Genomic DNA, 16,685 nt, shown 5'->3' on the forward strand with positions numbered 1-16,685 from the left:
ACCTGCTGGTCATCAGGACCCCCATCGCACTGGTCTCGCGATTACGCCACTTAGTAGGCCCGGTCTCAGCCTAAGCAGGTTTTCACCAAGAAAGTGAGAAACTAGCCCCGGCATCGGACTCCTGTCCCTGCACGCACTACAAATCACTCGTTATGTAAATAGGGGAATCAGCTTGAAAGAATATGTCCTGCCACTGGGAATTGCTGGATTGGCCCTCGCGCTCGCCGGCTGTGGCGGAAGTCCACAGGCGGCTCCGACGGTGACCATCACCCAAACGATCACTGCCACTCAGACTGTCACGGCTCCCGCGCCGACGGTTACGGTCACCCAAACGGTGGCGCCTGTTGCTGCGCCTGCACCTGCACCTGCGGCTCCTGCCGTGGCCACGGCGGTCCTGCCCGCCGATGCTGCGGGCCAAAACGCGCAGGCTCTCAGTGACGAACTCCAAGCGCTCGGGTTTAAGCATGTTGTCTGGAATTCAGACACCGGCAACTCCGTGTTCCTGTTGTCTAACTGGACAGTGACGAGCTTGGAGAAAGCCGGGGAAAGCGTCCCATTGTCTAAGACAATCGTCGCGCATGTAACGAAGCCTGGGCAGTAACGGTCCGCCTGCCGTACATATGCCAAGTGGCTCCTGACGGAAGCGATCCAACAGGGCCCTTGGCAGACCAGGGGCCCCGTTGCGCCGCCGATCAGGCCCACATCCTCCGTGGCCAACGTTTAGTGGGGATCTTCCGGGAGATAGCAAGACCCCCGGGCCCAGACCCGGGGCCTCCGCAGGCGCAAGGTCACTGTTTACCTGCCACCCCCACGGAAACCTGCGGCGTAGTTACAGGCCCAAGGTTTCGACCGAACTCGATCAGGGCCCACTGCTGGCATCGGCTTCGGGAACCGAATTGTCGAAGCAATAGACCGGGGTGTTCTGAACGCTCGCCAGCGACGGAGGAAACGTGGAACAGATCAGTAACCAGGGGATTATTGTTCGGGGCAGGGTTCGGATGTGCCTATGTGCTGGTTGTTCTCCTCTTGAGCGGGCCTGGCGGCCCCGGGGTGGCGATACTCAGCGGGCTCGGCGGCCCCGGGGTGGCGATACTCAGCGGGCTCGGCGGCGCGATGGTGGGTGCCGTCTCGGGTTGCGTCATTGCCGTATTGACCTTTTGGGTGTGTCGCCTGACCAGAATTCGACGTGACCATGAAAAGGCCGCGGCCGCCGGCATAGCCGGGGTTTCGACTTTGCTGATCCTTATGGCCTTGGCTTCGGCATCGGATTCAAGGTGGCCGTGGTGGACGGACCTTGTTTCGGCGGGTGCAGCAGCTGTTATTGGCGGATTGGCGTGGCCTCGGACGAAAACTGTCGTGGGGGAGTCTCGTTAGACTCCCCAACGACAGGTCCTCAGTTAGTCGGGTGGGTACAGGGCGGCCAATTGCATGATGATGAATTCGTCCGCCAAAATCCCATGCACATATTGCTGGCAAATTGATACCACTGTCCGCGCGCGGCGGACTGTTCCCGGCGTTGAGTACTTTGCCTCGGTCAATGACGAGGGCAGCGTTGACGTACAGGCCCTCTCGCCGTTGGGCTTGGGATCGATGCGAAATTCTACTGCGCGCTCTGCCCACTGGCCCCAAACGCACGAAAGATGGACACCCAACAGCGCGAATTCAACAACGACGATACCTGCGGGGTGCGGGCGTAGCTTTCGATCGGCAGCGACAGGAACGCGCCATTCGAGCGGTGACGATGCTGGCTGCAGCGGGACGGGCAGCCGTCTACGTGTTTCGGTCTTGAACACGTAGACGCTCCTTTTGTGACACGTAGATGGCGCCTTTATTACACGTAGATTGGCCGTTTTTGCACGTATTTTCGTTGTCTCACCACTTAGATGGCAAATCCAGCCATAGCCTTTTTACGGCGAACTGGGCGGAAGCAAGGACGAAATGAGTAACCGAACAGCCCCCATCATCATTGGTGCGCTTGGTCTTGTAGTCTTTTCCGTCGTATCCGTGATGTGGACAGTGCGGACATTTGAGATCGACGCTGCCAATCTGACAGAGGCCACCCCACCACTGCAGGAGGCCCTCTGGCTGGGGAGCATCCTGGTGGTTGCCGGATCCATTATTTGGCTCATTGTGCTCAGAAGACGGGCACCTTAGGCGTAGCAGCCACTCGATCATTTCATCGACGAGCGCGGGTTCGCGGCTTTCGATCGCGACGGCGGCAAAGCAGGCGTCGAGCTCGCGCCTCATGCGCTGGCCGAACCCGGGCTTGACTGTTGCCAGGCGTTCGGGGAGGTCGTATGTGAAGGTGAGCTCTCCGTCGTCAGCCTCTTCCAGTGCCCGTGAAACCGGATGCCTGGCGACCGAGCATAGGGAGGTGGATGTCGCGGCACCGTCGTCCGCCACAACCCGTGTCGGTTCGTGGTGGCGCTCAGGGCGACGGCGGTCTTGCCTCTTTGCCAGTCGATAGCGCTAATGAGAGCGGCCCTGACCGGCTTTTCTTGAGCGGTGACGGTGAATCGCAGGGACACCAAGAAAGATGTAACCAAACACTATCGCCGGGTATCCGGTCCACAGCGGCCCAAGCGACTCGCGAAGGTTGCTAATGAAAATCATGGCCACGCCCAAGAATGCTATTGCGAGGGTTAGCAAGCCGCTCCAGCCGTGAAGCATCACATGGCGGGCTTGTTCTGCGGTGATCATTTCGCGGTTCCTGTTCTTTGGATGGTGCAGTTTTCACCTTGTTTTCATTTGACCTCGAATTGCTGACGTGACCTCCTCGGGATGGGTGGTTGAGATGATCCATCGGCGGTTGTTCGTTTCCAAAGCGACCGCGGGCCCTCCAACGAGCAAACCTCGGGTGCCGTTGCCCAACATCCGGAAGCCGTATCCGTCAGCGAGGGATGTCTCCGGGGCCGTGGCAATGGCTAAAACGTCCGAGATTGAAATTTCGCTTGAATAGAACGGCCCGCAGCGCAGGACGATTTTCTTGTCAGCCATGGCGATGGAGACGGTCATTCGAACAATCGTCCAGGTCAACGGGAGGATACCGGCTGCCAAGAGGAGGCCGGGCACCGGGGTTCCCGAGACCAGAGATGACGCGACCAGGGTAATGACTGAGGCGCCGACAATTCCCCAGATCAAGCCTCTGGAACTACCTGCCAGCCGGGCCTCTGATATCAGCACGTCTTCTCCCACTCTCGAGGCGCACTTTCGACCTGCGTCTCTACGATCTTCTGGACGGCCTTTCGGACCCCCGCTGCCGCGCTTGGGCGTAGATAATCCAAGCAATTGAGCCAGCAAACGGCGACACAATGATCGCGACGGCAATCGCTACTTTGGCTGGAGCGGGAAACCATTTTGATGCCTTAAGCGATGCAAGCGCGACGACTACCAACACCAAATAGGCGATGCCCAAAACAGGCGTAGCCCAGGCGTCGCCGACGGCTGGGTTGACCGGATCAGTTGGGTTCAACACGACCGGCCTGCTTTGCTTGCTTCTTGAAGACAAGCCACGTCGCGAGATTTGCCCCGGCGCCAGCCAGGGACAGGATGCCCATGATGATCTGATTGCTAAAGAATGCGATGGTCGCAACGATCAAGAGCATGACGGCCGCGGAGATGGTCAGAAGTTTCATGACGCAGTCATCCACATCCCATGGCAAGCGACGGGCCGATGAGTTGGTGCCAGTTCATGATCCCCCAAAGGTCAGGTCGACGTCTTGGTTAGGAAAGAGTGCTCAGTTGTTGAGTTGCTGACGGCCCCATCCTGAGAGAAAGATAAACCCGCGAAAGTCCGTCTCAGTGTGGATTCGGTCGAATCTCCGTGCGTTTTGGGCGAATCTCCGTGTGAAATTCGCGAAATTCAGTGGAGGAGAGGCGGCGTCTACGTGTTTGGGGCTGCGTGTATCTACGTGCCACGCACCCGGCCGTTGTGGTCGGGACGGAACCACACGGGAAGTGAACGCAACCGCCCAGGTGCCGCTCGCCGTCGTACACCTCAACCCCGAAGACCGAACCCGCCGCCTTCTCCTCAGGCTCCCGCAGTGCCCGTGAAGCCGGGTCCGGGTTCCTTCCAGGGGAGTCCGCATCCGTCATCTAGCGGAATTCATTGACGTGATGCATCTCACTTTATATATGCTGGATTTAGTCAAGCAGCTGGCTTTCCCGATGTCGTCCGAGGAGTCAGCCATGGCACCGATCCGACCCACACACACCCACCTTCATGGTCCGGGTGGTTCCCTCTCCAGGCAAAGTGCAGTCCAACAACTGTTTCGGAGATGGCCGCGTGTGCCTTCCCGCGAATTGGAACGTATCCGCCAAGTGCTTCTGCACTGCGATGAACTAGGCAATCCCGCCGCAACCCACCACTTGTCCGAATGCGCCCAGGCGCTGCTGGCTCTCGTAACGGCCGAACTGGAGCGGCGCCGCGAACCGGAAAAACATCAACCACTCAGCCATAGCCCGGGTCCCGGAGTTCGCGGACTGCCCCAACGTCTTTCCGCACACCATCGGGGAGGTTCGCTCTGATGGCCGGACACTTTGAAGTGTTCACTGACAACGTAGGCAGCTGCAGGGTCAGGCTGGTTGACGAGTTCGGCACGGAGCTCGCGGTGTCCGGCCCCTTCCACGACAAGGACGCCGTCGTCCGTGGGATCTACAAACTCCGGGAAATTGCAGCGAGCGGCCTCATCGAGGTCCACACATCCACATTCTGAACGGTTCCAAGTTTACAGCGACGAGCCAACGCACTCCCGGGATTCCCCGGATGGCTCCTCCTCAGGATCCGCGCTCGTTCGCGATGCTCGGCGCTGGCCGGCCGCCAGCACCCCGAGCGAGACGATAGTCAGGGCTGCGATCGCCGCTCCGACTGCCGGTGGTCCGGTCTCCGCTGCCGGGGAGCTGAGGGCCATGCCTGCCGCCCATGAGCCGGCGGCAATGCCGAAGTTGAACGAGGCTGTGGTCAGCGCGGACGCAAGCGTCGGGGCCTTCCCCGCGAACTTGACTGCAAGCGCGAACGCCACGGGATTCACCACGAACCCCGCAAAGCCTGCCAAGGTGATCAGGATAACGACCGGCAGGGCCTGCTCCGAAAACACGCACAATGCGAGCAGGAAAACCGTGGCCGCGACGGCAGCTGTAATCGTCGTGGCGTACGGCCGGCGGTCTCCGAGCCTGCCTCCCGTGTAATTGCCGAGGAGCGCGCCGACGCCGAAGCAGCAGAGCACCCACGGCAGCATCGCGGCCGGGACGCCGGCACGGTCCGTCAACAAGGGCGCGATATAGCTGTACGTTGCCAGGACGCCTCCCATGATCAAGGCGCAGGAGGCCAACGCCGGCCACAATCGACCGGACCGGAGCGCCGCGAACTCCGAACGCAGGGACGGCGTCGCCCCGGCGGGCTCTTCATGCGGGACGAAGCGGACGATAAACACCGCGGCGGCGGCCGCGAGGATCGCCAAGGCCCAGAAAGGAGCCCGCCAGCCGGCGATCTGCCCCGCGAACGCCCCGAGCGGGACGCCAACCACTGTCGCCAGGCTTCCTCCACCCATGACGACGCCGAGCGCGCGCGATCCGGCCGCGGGGCCTGCCGCGCGGGTCGCCACCACGACGGCGACGGACCAGAAGGCGCCAGTGGCACAGGCTGTGACAAAACGGGCCGCGAAGATGACTTCGAAGCTCGGACTGACGGCGACCAGGACATGACCGACCGCGAACAGCAGGAGCGAGAGCATCAGGGTGAGCCGACGCTGGAGGCGCAGGGTCAACATGATCATCGCCGGGGATCCGATGATCATCCCGACGGCGAAGATGGTGATGAGGAGGCCCGCGTGCGGAACACTGACCCGGAGGTCGCTGGCGAGTTCGGGCAGCAGACCGGCGATGAAGAACTCGGTTGTCTGCATCAGGAATGTTCCGGCGGTGAGAACGAACACCACCGGAGGAAGTCCGCCGCGTGAACGCACGGCGCTTTGCAACCCGGCCGCTTTGAGATCCGTTGATGACATGCTTGAGGCACCACTTTCTGGGGAACACCGGAGGCAGCGCCTGAGGCGTGCCGGGGGTGGGGGAGGGGTCGAATTCACGGTATTGGTATCCAACCGCACACTGAGAGGCCCCCTTGGTACCCCTCACCCAGGCTCAAAAGGGGCCCTGGCAGGGCCTCCCACTGTTGCCGGTCCAACCCCTACCGTGGAAGGTATGAGTTCGAAAGATGAAGTGCGGGCGTTTCTGATGTCCCGGCGCGCCAACATCACGCCGTCCCAGACCGATCTGCAGACCTTCGGCGGGCAACGCCGCGTACCCGGCCTCCGACGCTCAGAAGTGGCCATGCTTGCAGGGGTTAGCCTCGACTACTACACCCGCCTTGAGCGGGGGAACCTCCGCGGGGTGTCAGAGCATGTACTGAACGCCCTCGCGAATGCCCTGCAACTCAACGAGCTCGAACGGGAATACCTTTACGGACTCGCCCGGACCGCCTCGGCGCCAAGCGCCGCCCGGACTAAGCAGAAGAAGCCGGTAGTGCGCGAATCGGTGCAACGGGTTTTGGACAGCATGAGCGTTCCGGCCGTGGTGTGGAACCGTCAACATGACCTCGTCGCCTCGAACCTCATGGGACGGGCACTGTACTCGCCGCAGTTCGAATCCGACAGTCCCAACCTCGCGAGTTTTATCTTCCTGGATCCCCGGGCGAAGGACTATTACGTGGACTGGCCGCTGGCCAGGCAGATGACAGCAGCAATGCTCCGCATGGAAGCAGGACGCGATCCGCTAAACGCCGAGCTGACCGCCCTGATCGGGGAGCTCTCAACCCGCAGCCCGGAGTTCCGTTCGAACTGGGCTGAGCGAGACGTGCACGAGCACCGCACCGGCCGGAAGCTGTTCAAGCATCCGGTGGTGGGGGTTGTTGACGTTACGTACGACGTATTTGAGATGCCGGGGGAGAAGGGGCTATGGATCGGAATCTATAGCGTCGAGGAGGGTAGCGAATCCGCGGAGAAGTTCGCACTCCTCGCCAGCTGGGCCGCCACCAACGACCAGCTCGCCGCGCAAAGGCTCGCGCCGCCGTCGTCGGCTCATCCCGCCCAGAACCAAACACTCAGCCCGAACCAAACACTCACAGCTAAATCATCACGAAGCACGGGAGAGCAATGAAGGTCATCGTCATCGGCGGCAGCGGTCACATCGGATCCTTCCTCGTCCCCCGGCTGGTGCGCGCCGGTCATGAAGTCATCAACATCAGCCGTGGCACCCACAAAAGCTATGGCGAGGCGCCCGAGTGGCAGCAGGTGCGCCAGGTCATCGCCGACCGGCAGCAAGAAGACCGGGACGGCACGTTCGGTGACAAGGTCGCGGCACTGCAGGCCGACGTCGTCGTCGATCTGGTCTGTTTCACGTTCGAATCGGCGAGCTTGCTCGTCAACCGGCTCCGCGGGGAGACAGGGCACCTGCTGCACTGCGGCTCGGTGTGGCGGTACGGCCAGAGCCTCAAGCTGCCGATCGCCGAGGGTTCCGGATCGGCGGCAGCCCCGTTCGGCGAGTACGGCATCCAGAAGGAACGGATCGCGCGGATGCTGAAAGAGGAGACCGACGACGGCGGGCTGGTCACCACGTCCGTGCACCCTGGCCATATCGTCGGGCCCGGTTGGCACCCGATCGGTCCGCTCGGGAACCTCGACCCCGACGTCTGGCACACCCTCTCTGCCGGCCAGCCGCTGCAAGTCCCCGGAAGCGGCTCCGAACTGATGCACCACGTGCACGCGGACGACGTCGCCCAAGCGTTCGAGAAAGCGATCCAGAACCGCGACGCGGCAGCCGGTGAGGACTTCAATATCGTCGCCCCGACTGCGCTGACCGTCCGCGGATACGCCGACATCGCCGCTGGCTGGTTCGGCCAGTCCGCGACGGTGGAGACGGTCACGTGGGAGCACTTCCGCGAATCGACCACACCGGAGTACGCCGAGTCGAGCTGGGGCCACCTCTACCGCAGCCATTGCTTCACGATCGAGAAGGCCAAGTCGCTGCTGGGCTACGCTCCCCGGTACGAGCCCGAAGAAGCTGTGCTGGAATCCATCACCTGGTTGATCGAACGCGGGCAGCTCCGCGTCGCGACTCCGCTGAGCGTCCTGGCGAGTTGATCATTTTTTCGTAGCCGGTGCCGGATGCGCCTGACGGTCGCCGGACGTGAGCATTACTTCTTCGACGAACGCGGCTTCGCGGCTTTCGGAGGAAGAGTTGCGACGTATTCGAAGGCCTTCTCGACCCATTCCGCCGTTTGCTCGTCGTCTCCGCTCCAGGATTCGGGCAGGCCGACGTAGCCTCCCATCGCGCGGCCTTCCGGGCCGAACGGAAGCGTTTGGTGCTCGGCCTCCAGCGCCGCTTTGTCGGCGTCGGAAAGCCTGACGCCGATCATCGGGCCGAACAGCCCGGCGAACATGTTCCCGTTCACGAAGGCACCCAGGTTGCCGAACATCGGCTTGACGACCACATCGGGGTTCTCCGGCACCACCGCGCGGAAGCGGTCTTTGTCGGCGTCGGACGGTTTGGGTATCTGCATGTGCCTGCTCCGGGGTAGGGGATCGAAAGCCTTGGACTGCCTGAAGCATACGACGGCGGGATGCTGGCTGCCAGCGTCCGGGCACCGTTCACCTTGTCAAACGAGGGCAGTAGGATGGGCCAATGTCGAGTTCACTGGAAAACGAACCTGCAGACCAGGTTCAAGGCATTTTGGACCTTCAATCTGTCCTGGTGCGTGCAGAGAACGGATCGGAATTCCTTACCGGGCTCTCCAAGCTGGCTGCGGCCTCGATTTCTGAAGCTTCCGGCGACGAGATCGAATGCGCAGTCACCGTCAAAGTCAGGCGCCGGCCCCTTACTGCAGCCGGCAGCAGTGAACGCGCCGTGGAGCTTGACCGGCTTGAGCAGGCTATCGGTGACGGCCCCTGCATCAAGGCACTTCGGGAGATGTCCCCGGTGATTATCGACGACGGTTCGACCGATGCGCGTTGGCCGGACCTCACCAAAAAATTCGCCGAGATGGGCGTTCATAGCTCCTTGGGGATTCCCATGGAAATCAGTGACGAGGCCAGTGCCGCACTGAACTTTTTCGCCTCCAAGCCAGGCGTGTTCACCCAGGATGTCTTCAATCAGGCCGTGGGCTTTGCCGCTGCCGCACGTGACATACTCCACCTGTCTGTGCGCATCGATTCCGCCCACAATCGGGCGAAGGACCTGGAGTCAGCCATGCAAAGCAGGACCGCCATTGACGTGGCCTGCGGTGTCATCATGGCGCAAAACAGATGCTCGCAGGCAGAAGCGATGGAAATCCTGACCAGGGTCTCCAGCAACCGCAACCGCAAACTACGGGACGTAGCCGCCGAACTGATCGAACAGCTCTCCGGCAGCAGCATCGAAACCCACTTCGACGAGTAGGACCGGGCGCATGCGCGTGGGCGCGGCGAGTCACGAGGTGGGGGCCAGCGATGCCGATCAGTTGACACACCATTCGTGCAAGAATCGCGGCATGGACGAGGATGAGCGGCAGACAAGGGAACAATTGGTGATCCTCGAGGCTCTCGAGCAGGCGATGGATCGGCGGGGCGAGGTCTTCCGGGTGGTTGAGGATTCACAGGACGTGGACGAAGCAATCCGTCGGGTGGGTCAGCTGTTGGGCCTCGGAGAGCTGGGCAGCCGTGCAGTCCTCGACCTGCAGGTCAGAAGACTCACCCGCGACCAGCGTCAGGCCATCGCTTCCTATGCGGAAGAACTTAGATCAAGGTTGCCCGATGGGCGCTGAATTGGTTACGACGCGCTACTTGGAGGAAGCTCGACGAACGCAGCCTCCTGCGCTCGCTGAGTGCGTGACGCTTGAGGATTCAGGTCGGTGCACCATGCGGGGTAGACGCGGAAACCGCGCTTGCCGGGGTGAAGGTCGGAGCTGACGTATCCGAGCGAGGCCAGGTGCGTTTTGGTGAATTGGAAGACCCCGAACCGTTCCTGCGCCTCTACGAAGACGAGCAGTCCAGACATCGACTCGTCTGCCGTGAAGGGCCGGGTCGATCCGCCTTCGCCGCGCTTCCAGACCGCAACGAAGGCGCCGGGTTTCGTCGGTGTGATCCTGGCGGTGCGGATTCGCCATTGCTCATTCCCGATGCGGGCGACCCCGGATTCGTAGTCGCTGTTCTGTTCTTCTTCAACCTCGATGACGTGCTGATCGTCGGCAAAAGCAGGCGCGAGATCGAAGAAACGCAGGAACGCGTGGAAATTCACTCTCAAACTGTATCCACATGCGGGCAAACTGTATCCACATGCGGGGCGACGGACTGGCTACCGCACCGTTGTGAAGTGCTCAACCACCGGGAATGGGTCGTAGAAATGGTGCAGCAGCTCCTTCCACCGCTCGTAGTCGGCGGACCCACGGAAACCGTCGGAATGGGCTTCAAGCGAATCCCACTCGACGAGTAGAAGATACAGGTTTGGGGACTCGATCGAGCGTGAAATCGAAAGACTCCGGAAGCCCTGCTGCCGGCTGATCAGAGGTCGCGCCATCCGGAATGCCTCTTCGAAATCGGACTCGCTGCCGGGACGGACGGGGAGGATTGCGTGCTCCAGAATCATTCCCTCAGCTTCTCACGGTGCTCCTGGAACGCCGAACAACAGAGTTGCTTCAGGCGGCTCAGTCCGCGTTTGTCTGGCTGGGCCTTGAATCGGCGGCCAAGATCATCGCAGACGTGCGAACCGAAATCGATGCCGGCGCGCTAGACGACGACGAGCGGGCAGAGCAGCTCGAATGGTCAGTCCACGAAAGACACAAGAGCCTTCTCCCATCGAACGCTGCCTTGGAATCAGCATTTCGGGTGCGGCTCGTCGAAATGCCCGAGGCTTTCTCGCCGGCGTGACTCACCATGGTCAAGATGGGTTAGGCGGTTGTGTCGAGGCGTCTCGCGCGCGGATCCTCTACCGGGCCAGTCTGAGACGGTCTTCACTCTTCAGGATGGAGGTCGTGGAGGTCGTGGTCCTCGACTCGAGTGGGCATCGTAGGTCGGTTGTCAGCCGAGCTCGGCTCGGCGCTCGGCTCCGTACTCTGACCACCCGCCTGGGTAGAGACGGCCCTGACCGAGTCCTGCATGCTCGAGAGCGAGAAGGTTGTGGCAGGCTGTGACGCCTGAGCCACAGTAGGAGATGACGGCAGTAGCGTCTTCGATCCCAACCTTCGCAAACGCTCGTCGGACCTCTGCGATCGGGCGCAGGCGTCCATCGGGGGCGAGGTTCCCACGGCAGGGGACGTTCACCGCGCCAGGGATGTGTCCGGCTTGGGGATCCGTGGGCAGCTGGAGGCTTCCGTCGAAGCGTTCGGCACTGCGGGCGTCGACGATGATCCCGGCAGCCCCTGCCATAATGTCCTCAAGCTGGGCGAGACGGGCCTCGGGCCACGGAGACGGCGTGAAGGTCGCTGGCGTCGGCTTCACGGGCGTCGTCTCCAGCGGTCCCGTCCATGCGGCGAGCCCGCCGTCGAGCAATGCCGCCCTGTGCCCGAGCGCACGCAGCATCCACACGAGCCGCGCGGCGATGACTCCCCCCGCGTCGTCGTAGGCGACGACGGTCGTGTCGTCGCCGATTCCCAGGGATGACATTCCATGTGCGAACACTTCAGGGGCGGGAAGCGGGTTCAGACCGCGTGGTCCAGAACTGCCCGACAAACATGCGTCCAGGTCCACGAACACCGCATCTGGAAGATGCCCGCCGTCGTACGATGCACGGCCCGACGCACCGTCGAGGTACCAGCGAACATCAGCGGTGACAACATTATTTCGGTGCGCCTTCAGCCACGTGGCATCAACAAAGGGTGGAAGATCTTCTTCGGTTATCCGGCTGTCGTCCATACAGTGCAGGCTAGATGAAGTGTCCATAGTTTGAGCAAAAATGTCCCACTATACGGACATCCTGCAAAGGATGCGACGCGCCACTGGGGGTCGGGCTCGTGGACCTGGCCGCATCGCATCCGACCGCAATGCTGTCGCCGGGATGGAAGGCTACGGTAGCGCGGGTTGCTGGTGTGGTCGTTCTAGGCGGCTCTTCTGCGGTGCCGTCTATTGGTGCTCCATCGCACCCCGCGAGTAACAGCGCGAGGCCAGGAGCTGAGCCGATCATTGCGGCTTGTAAGCGGATTTCTTGTTTCCTGTCCATGAGACCCCCAAACCTCTGGCGATACTCTACGCAGCCGGAATACGTAGGAACAGGGGCGCCCGACGGCACGACGAAGTGTTCGTTAGCCGATCGGCTAACGGTCACCGGGTGACATCTAGCGCTGCGAAAAGTCCGCCACTTATCGCCGCGAATCTGGGGTTTGTCCCTTGTTGCGAAAAGGGAGCGCGTTCAATACGGCATTGCGGATTGTGATGCCCGATCGGGTCTTGGGTACGAGGAGACGCGATGCGATGCCGGCGCCCCGTTGTAGTGGGCGGATGTGTTTGCGGTGCCTGTGTTCATACCCGGCGAAAGCGGCAGTGTGGTCATCCGGGTGGGCGGCAATCGCGTCGGCGAGGGTCTTGGCTCCAACGATCGCGCTGCTGGATCCTTCACCGAACAGCGAGATGCAACTCGCCGCGTCACCGAGTAGCACCACGCGGCCTAAAGCCCACTGCGGTACGTCCAGACGGGTGACGGCGTCGAAGTACCTTTCGTCGGACGCGCCCCATTCCTCGAGCGCGAGCGGGGTGAGCCATCCGCCGTCGGCGTAGGTGGACTCGACGAGGCGTCTGCCTTCGTCCGCGTCGCGGTAGTCGAAGTCGTGCTGCCCCCGGAAGATGAATGCGAACCCGGGTTTCCCACCCGCCGGGTGGATGGTCAACGAGGTTCCCGGTTCGTTGTACATCAGCACGGTGCGCAGATCCTGGATAGGTGCAGGGGCGCGCACGGTGCCCACGAACATGCCGAATGGGCGGGAAAAACGTTCTTCGGGGCCGAATACCAAGCGCCGAACGGTGGAGTGGAGTCCGTCGGCCCCGACAACTAGCTCGAAGCGACGGGAAGGGGTCCGCTGAAACTCGACGTCGATTCCGCCGCCGTCCTGGTGCAAGGCGGTGATCGAGTCGTCCCGGATGATGCTGCTTGTCTCTTGGGCCTTCTCAAGCAACAGGCCGACGAGGTCAGTGCGTGCGACCTCGACCTCCCCGTCGCGGTCGGTGCGTTGGCGGGTGCCGATAGTGGCCTGCGGCCGCCCGTCGGCATCGACGAAGATCAGGCGTTCGACACCGGTGGCAGCCTCCTCCAGGCGCGACCAGATGCCCATTTGCCGTGCAATAGCGGCTGCTCCTCCGCGCACGTCGATAGGGTTACCACTAGATCGTGTGTCGGCCGCTCGTTCCACAATCGTGACCGACCACCCGGCCTTCGCCAGCCAGTACGCGGCGGTCAAGCCAGCAATGCCGCCCCCGGAGACCAGTACGCTTCGATCCACCATCCCCTCATTCAAGCACTCAACGTCAGAGGTAAGTCCGCGTCGCTGGCCTGTCTGGATCCGGCTTCCGGGTTAGGCTCGCGGAATGAAGCTCCGGGGGCTACTTCTGATCGTGCTTGGGGTGCTGGGCGTTGTCCTGGCCCTGGCTGTGTTTATCCGTGGGGGTGTCAGCACCATTTGCCCCTCGGTCGGGCATGCCTACACAGGCGATGTGGAGTTGGTGTTTGCACACGAGCCAACGTCGGTTTCGGCATGCTTCGGGGATGGCTGCACTCCGGCCCCGGTAACCGGGAACCCTGAGGGCAGATGGCTGGTACCGCAGTCTGCGCCTTACCTGCTGCCGCCGGTCAGGGTAACCTCTGTCTTTGTGGACGCGGTGGACTCTTCGGGTGTCCGTGTTGCGCGCGTGCTGCCGCTAGAAACAGAGCCGACCGGTGAGCATCCTGATGGCCCCGAATGCGGTGGTCCGGTGCGGTTCAAGCCAGTACAGGTGCCGTCTGGTTGAGCGCAGCGGCCGCACCGCACCACGGATACGCGGTCTCCGACCAACTCGCTTTGGCCCGCGAACCTACTACCGGCGGCCCAGCATGATGACGCTACCCAATGTCGATTCCTGACTGGGAACGCTAGAGTCCAAGCACCCGCAGCTCGAATGGGTTGGGGACGGAAAGGTAGCCGATCTTGACGTTACTGGAACCCGGGGTCCCAAGGAGAACGGTACTGCCGCCGTTACTCAGCGTTGTCAGGTTGACCGTGCCGTGGGGATCGAGGGATTCGAGCCCGGGGGCACTAAAGCTGTATCGAATCGAAAACGCGTGTGGCAGCGGCCGTTTCCTCTGCTTCGAGAGTCACGGTGGTCCAGGATCTGTCTCTCTCGACTTTCTATACGGTCGCCGTCAATCGCCGCCATGCGTATCCGCTGACCGCTACCTGACGTGCGCGCCAACAGGACACCGCGGCGAGGCCGAAAAGGTAACCAAAGCCGAAAACGCCGCCGAGACCGAGGAGACCGACCTTCCCTGGCAGAGAGCTCTGGAAGGTGTAATAGCCGTTGATGATCGGGGCGATCGTGTTCGCTTGATAGACGCTGATCGTGACCGTCGACCTCGACGACGGGGAACGTTCACACGTCGTGTGCGTATCGGAGGAAGCAGTTCGTGGTCTGTCGTCGAGGACATACTGGAGGCCGATGATGCAGTGGTAGCCATCGACGGCATAAATGTCTCTCTTGTAATACCCATGCTGGCTGGTGACGGCGGCCGGTACCTGAACATGACTGCCCCAGATAGGAATCATGGCCCAGGAAAAGGCGACCGCGGCCGTGACGACTACTCCCGCGAATAAGACACCCGATAACACCACCAGCGCCACCAGACGACGGCGAATCCGGCTCTTTTTCCAGCGCGGCGGCTCCGCCCCGGGCAGTGGGTCTGCGTGCAGCCGGACGCCGTCGGGCAATGTTCCCCGGCGCCGTAGGGTGCAAACATAAACTTCCCGACTATGGCCATGCTTACTCGGGGGGACGCCCACTAAAGATCCTCAAAGTACTTTGCCACGTCGTAGCCGCCGATCAATGTGGCCAGTCCCGCGGGGGTCTGCCCGTTCAGGTTTGCGCGCGACGGATCAGCACCGCGTGAACGTAAACCAACCAAGTCAATACACGCTAAAGGATCCCTTAACGCGTGGCCGTAGTCGGGTCCGGGTCGCTCAGCCAGCTGCCTTCAGCGCGATGCTGCTCAGGACTGTTAAGTACAGGGCCCGGGAGACGGAACCGGACATCCCCTTCATGCGCCGCCAGAGTCTCCTCGCACATCCCGCACTTTCGCTTCTTGCCGAAAACCATTTGTCCCCCAAGCCGATGTCATTCAAGCTGAGTCTACGTGGGGCTCGCTGATCTAAAGGAAGGCAGCAGTTGACGTACTTTTGCCCGGGGACAGATCGGATTCGTGACAGTTGATCAACGGTTCCATCCGTGGCCGAAGGGAGCGCCGCCCCTGGGCTTCCGCTATGTGCACGGTGAGGGACCCTTGAACGAACGCTCTCGCACTCGGGCAGTTCAAAAGGCTACCTCGCCGAGCCGAGTTACAGTGCCCTTCCCCGGCGGTCCCACTCGGCTCTTCTAGCTTCTTCCTCTTCCCAGAATGAGGTGTAACGGCGCCGGACTCGGAGTAGATATAGGATCCTGACCGCATTGGCCAGAACGACCAAAGCAAGGATAGCTAGTACTGCTACATCCCAACCGGTCCTGGCATTGATCTTGCTAAACATCAGGGGTGTGAAGCTGAGGATGGCGAGTCCCGACGACCAGATTGAAAGACGCCAGCTGCTGCGCGTCATTCTTGGTTGGAGACGCTTTTGCCCCTCTAAGTCGGACATGCCCGCAGCCTACAGCAGGGGACCGCCGGAAGTGAGACCCATGAATAAATTCGCCGCACTTCTTTCGGCTGTTCACCCTCGAGGTCTTTTGACGGGTGTGCGTATCCCGGGTTCTTGTGACTGGTCGAACTGTTCCAAGAATTGGTTAGAGGCGCTTGTCCGTAAGCCGGCGGCTCACCGGACATTCTATTGCCCGCAAAGGATCCCTCAGCGAACGTTGGCAAGCTACTGAGCGGAGAGAATCACCCGCAAGAAGTACCGAACATCTTCCAGTTGCAGGTCACCTGTGAGTGACTGTACTTCGTAGGCAGACAACACGCGCGAGGGGGCATAGTGAATAAGAAGGAATCTCGCTGGGCGCTGTCGTTTATGGGCATCGGTCTTATCGCACAGTGGCTGAACAAATTGATCTTTCAAGGATCCGAACCGTGGGACTGGATTTTACTCGGTGTAGCGAGCCTCACACTGGTCTGCATGATCACCGTTCTGACGAGATCCCTGCGTAGGCAGCGGTCAGAATCTTGGCAGGAGCGTTCGCAGGTTTCGCCGAAAAGTAGGCCCGTCGAGCCTCCATCCGAGTAGGGCGCACATTCACCGCAAGAACCCAAGGATCCTTCACCGGACGCCTCGACGGTCTACCCGAGCATCGTGTGGAGAACGATCAAAAACACGCCTGCAAACAAGAGCAGCGCACAGAACAGTATGCCCGGCAGCTCCATACCCCGCAGCTGCTCGGCTGTGTCCCTAACGGTAAGGACGGGACTGCCCCCGGTTTTGTTGACTCCTTGACCTAGCGAGCTTGTGCTCGTGGAAGGATGTTGACCATGCCCACAGCTTATGGGGCGGAGTTCCG

General features: G+C 61.6%; 19 protein-coding genes. 8 read left to right on the top strand and 11 right to left on the bottom strand.

What is annotated here, in order from left to right:
- The first annotated feature begins 172 nt into the window (after window positions 1-172).
- Window positions 173-601, top strand: a complete 429-nt coding sequence (locus AB0323_RS08935; RefSeq protein ID WP_366176999.1) for a hypothetical protein — start codon at window positions 173-175, stop codon at window positions 599-601.
- Window positions 602-1,397: 796 nt separating this feature from the next.
- Here AB0323_RS08935 and AB0323_RS08940 read toward each other — a convergent pair.
- Window positions 1,398-1,793, bottom strand: coding sequence for a hypothetical protein (locus AB0323_RS08940; protein WP_366177000.1), 396 nt, complete (start codon window positions 1,791-1,793; stop codon window positions 1,398-1,400).
- A gap of 145 nt (window positions 1,794-1,938) precedes the next feature.
- On the opposite strand from AB0323_RS08940, the gene AB0323_RS08945 reads away from it, so the two are divergent.
- Window positions 1,939-2,154 (top strand): hypothetical protein, encoded by a 216-nt coding sequence (locus AB0323_RS08945; RefSeq protein ID WP_366177001.1) that lies wholly within the window; start codon window positions 1,939-1,941, stop codon window positions 2,152-2,154.
- Between the two features lie 315 nt (window positions 2,155-2,469).
- Here the strand turns inward: AB0323_RS08945 and AB0323_RS08950 are convergent, their stop codons facing one another.
- The 3 genes from AB0323_RS08950 to AB0323_RS08960 form a co-directional block, all read right to left on the bottom strand.
- Window positions 2,470-2,700 (bottom strand): hypothetical protein, encoded by a 231-nt coding sequence (locus AB0323_RS08950; protein ID WP_366177002.1) that lies wholly within the window; start codon window positions 2,698-2,700, stop codon window positions 2,470-2,472.
- A 33-nt stretch (window positions 2,701-2,733) separates the two neighbouring features.
- A complete protein-coding gene (locus tag AB0323_RS08955; protein ID WP_366177003.1) occupies window positions 2,734-3,183 on the bottom strand; it encodes a hypothetical protein in 450 nt (149 codons plus the stop codon).
- 275 nt (window positions 3,184-3,458) lie between these two features.
- Window positions 3,459-3,635, bottom strand: coding sequence for a hypothetical protein (locus tag AB0323_RS08960; RefSeq protein WP_366177004.1), 177 nt, complete (start codon window positions 3,633-3,635; stop codon window positions 3,459-3,461).
- Window positions 3,636-4,526: 891 nt separating this feature from the next.
- On the opposite strand from AB0323_RS08960, the gene AB0323_RS08965 reads away from it, so the two are divergent.
- Entirely contained in the window at window positions 4,527-4,715 is a 189-nt protein-coding gene (locus tag AB0323_RS08965) for a hypothetical protein (RefSeq protein WP_366177005.1), read from the top strand.
- 12 nt (window positions 4,716-4,727) lie between these two features.
- Here the strand turns inward: AB0323_RS08965 and AB0323_RS08970 are convergent, their stop codons facing one another.
- Window positions 4,728-6,005, bottom strand: a complete 1,278-nt coding sequence (locus AB0323_RS08970) for an MFS transporter (RefSeq protein WP_366177006.1) — start codon at window positions 6,003-6,005, stop codon at window positions 4,728-4,730.
- Window positions 6,006-6,198: 193 nt separating this feature from the next.
- Here AB0323_RS08970 and AB0323_RS08975 point away from each other — a divergent pair, with 193 nt between their 5' ends.
- Together AB0323_RS08975 and AB0323_RS08980 are read left to right on the top strand one after the other, a co-directional pair.
- The gene (locus AB0323_RS08975) at window positions 6,199-7,152 is read left to right on the top strand and encodes a helix-turn-helix transcriptional regulator (RefSeq protein ID WP_366177007.1); all 954 of its coding nucleotides are present in this window, start codon (window positions 6,199-6,201) and stop codon (window positions 7,150-7,152) included.
- A complete protein-coding gene (locus AB0323_RS08980) occupies window positions 7,149-8,135 on the top strand; it encodes an NAD(P)-dependent oxidoreductase (RefSeq protein WP_366177008.1) in 987 nt (328 codons plus the stop codon). The genes AB0323_RS08975 and AB0323_RS08980 overlap by 4 nt, the downstream gene beginning before the upstream one ends.
- 53 nt (window positions 8,136-8,188) lie before the next feature.
- Here the strand turns inward: AB0323_RS08980 and AB0323_RS08985 are convergent, their stop codons facing one another.
- Window positions 8,189-8,554, bottom strand: coding sequence for a TfoX/Sxy family protein (locus AB0323_RS08985; RefSeq protein ID WP_364538488.1), 366 nt, complete (start codon window positions 8,552-8,554; stop codon window positions 8,189-8,191).
- A gap of 122 nt (window positions 8,555-8,676) precedes the next feature.
- Here AB0323_RS08985 and AB0323_RS08990 point away from each other — a divergent pair, with 122 nt between their 5' ends.
- The gene (locus tag AB0323_RS08990; RefSeq protein WP_366177009.1) at window positions 8,677-9,429 is read left to right on the top strand and encodes a GAF and ANTAR domain-containing protein; all 753 of its coding nucleotides are present in this window, start codon (window positions 8,677-8,679) and stop codon (window positions 9,427-9,429) included.
- Between the two features lie 91 nt (window positions 9,430-9,520).
- Window positions 9,521-9,793: a DNA gyrase subunit A gene (locus AB0323_RS08995; RefSeq protein WP_366177010.1), complete on the top strand. Its 273-nt coding sequence runs from the start codon at window positions 9,521-9,523 to the stop codon at window positions 9,791-9,793.
- A gap of 5 nt (window positions 9,794-9,798) precedes the next feature.
- Here AB0323_RS08995 and AB0323_RS09000 read toward each other — a convergent pair whose 3' ends face one another.
- Together AB0323_RS09000 and AB0323_RS09005 are read right to left on the bottom strand one after the other, a co-directional pair.
- Window positions 9,799-10,266 (bottom strand): MepB family protein, encoded by a 468-nt coding sequence (locus tag AB0323_RS09000; RefSeq protein WP_366177011.1) that lies wholly within the window; start codon window positions 10,264-10,266, stop codon window positions 9,799-9,801.
- A 57-nt stretch (window positions 10,267-10,323) separates the two neighbouring features.
- Window positions 10,324-10,614: an antibiotic biosynthesis monooxygenase gene (locus tag AB0323_RS09005; RefSeq protein ID WP_366177012.1), complete on the bottom strand. Its 291-nt coding sequence runs from the start codon at window positions 10,612-10,614 to the stop codon at window positions 10,324-10,326.
- A 17-nt stretch (window positions 10,615-10,631) separates the two neighbouring features.
- On the opposite strand from AB0323_RS09005, the gene AB0323_RS09010 reads away from it, so the two are divergent.
- The gene (locus AB0323_RS09010; RefSeq protein WP_366177013.1) at window positions 10,632-10,895 is read left to right on the top strand and encodes a hypothetical protein; all 264 of its coding nucleotides are present in this window, start codon (window positions 10,632-10,634) and stop codon (window positions 10,893-10,895) included.
- A gap of 150 nt (window positions 10,896-11,045) precedes the next feature.
- Here the strand turns inward: AB0323_RS09010 and AB0323_RS09015 are convergent, their stop codons facing one another.
- The 3 genes from AB0323_RS09015 to AB0323_RS09025 all read right to left on the bottom strand — a co-directional run bounded on the left by AB0323_RS09015 (window position 11,046) and on the right by AB0323_RS09025 (window position 14,914).
- The gene (locus AB0323_RS09015; RefSeq protein WP_366177014.1) at window positions 11,046-11,879 is read right to left on the bottom strand and encodes a sulfurtransferase; all 834 of its coding nucleotides are present in this window, start codon (window positions 11,877-11,879) and stop codon (window positions 11,046-11,048) included.
- A 443-nt stretch (window positions 11,880-12,322) separates the two neighbouring features.
- A complete protein-coding gene (locus AB0323_RS09020) occupies window positions 12,323-13,516 on the bottom strand; it encodes an FAD-dependent oxidoreductase (protein WP_366177022.1) in 1,194 nt (397 codons plus the stop codon).
- Window positions 13,517-14,338: 822 nt separating this feature from the next.
- A complete protein-coding gene (locus AB0323_RS09025; protein WP_366177015.1) occupies window positions 14,339-14,914 on the bottom strand; it encodes a hypothetical protein in 576 nt (191 codons plus the stop codon).
- Window positions 14,915-16,685: the final 1,771 nt, after the last annotated feature.

Origin of the sequence: Arthrobacter sp. NPDC080031, from assembly GCF_040702485.1 — a bacterium.
Lineage (GTDB): Bacteria > Actinomycetota > Actinomycetes > Actinomycetales > Micrococcaceae > Arthrobacter.

Coding starts and splice junctions, on each gene's coding strand:
- AB0323_RS09015 (WP_366177014.1), bottom strand. CDS start 11,879: ATGGACGACAGCCGGATAACCGAAGAAGATCTTCCACCCTTTGTTGAT.
- AB0323_RS08985 (WP_364538488.1), bottom strand. CDS start 8,554: ATGCAGATACCCAAACCGTCCGACGCCGACAAAGACCGCTTCCGCGCG.
- AB0323_RS08945 (WP_366177001.1), top strand. CDS start 1,939: ATGAGTAACCGAACAGCCCCCATCATCATTGGTGCGCTTGGTCTTGTA.
- AB0323_RS08950 (WP_366177002.1), bottom strand. CDS start 2,700: ATGATCACCGCAGAACAAGCCCGCCATGTGATGCTTCACGGCTGGAGC.
- AB0323_RS08980 (WP_366177008.1), top strand. CDS start 7,149: ATGAAGGTCATCGTCATCGGCGGCAGCGGTCACATCGGATCCTTCCTC.
- AB0323_RS09005 (WP_366177012.1), bottom strand. CDS start 10,614: ATGATTCTGGAGCACGCAATCCTCCCCGTCCGTCCCGGCAGCGAGTCC.
- AB0323_RS08960 (WP_366177004.1), bottom strand. CDS start 3,635: ATGAAACTTCTGACCATCTCCGCGGCCGTCATGCTCTTGATCGTTGCG.
- AB0323_RS08970 (WP_366177006.1), bottom strand. CDS start 6,005: ATGTCATCAACGGATCTCAAAGCGGCCGGGTTGCAAAGCGCCGTGCGT.
- AB0323_RS08965 (WP_366177005.1), top strand. CDS start 4,527: ATGGCCGGACACTTTGAAGTGTTCACTGACAACGTAGGCAGCTGCAGG.
- AB0323_RS08975 (WP_366177007.1), top strand. CDS start 6,199: ATGAGTTCGAAAGATGAAGTGCGGGCGTTTCTGATGTCCCGGCGCGCC.
- AB0323_RS08995 (WP_366177010.1), top strand. CDS start 9,521: ATGGACGAGGATGAGCGGCAGACAAGGGAACAATTGGTGATCCTCGAG.
- AB0323_RS08990 (WP_366177009.1), top strand. CDS start 8,677: ATGTCGAGTTCACTGGAAAACGAACCTGCAGACCAGGTTCAAGGCATT.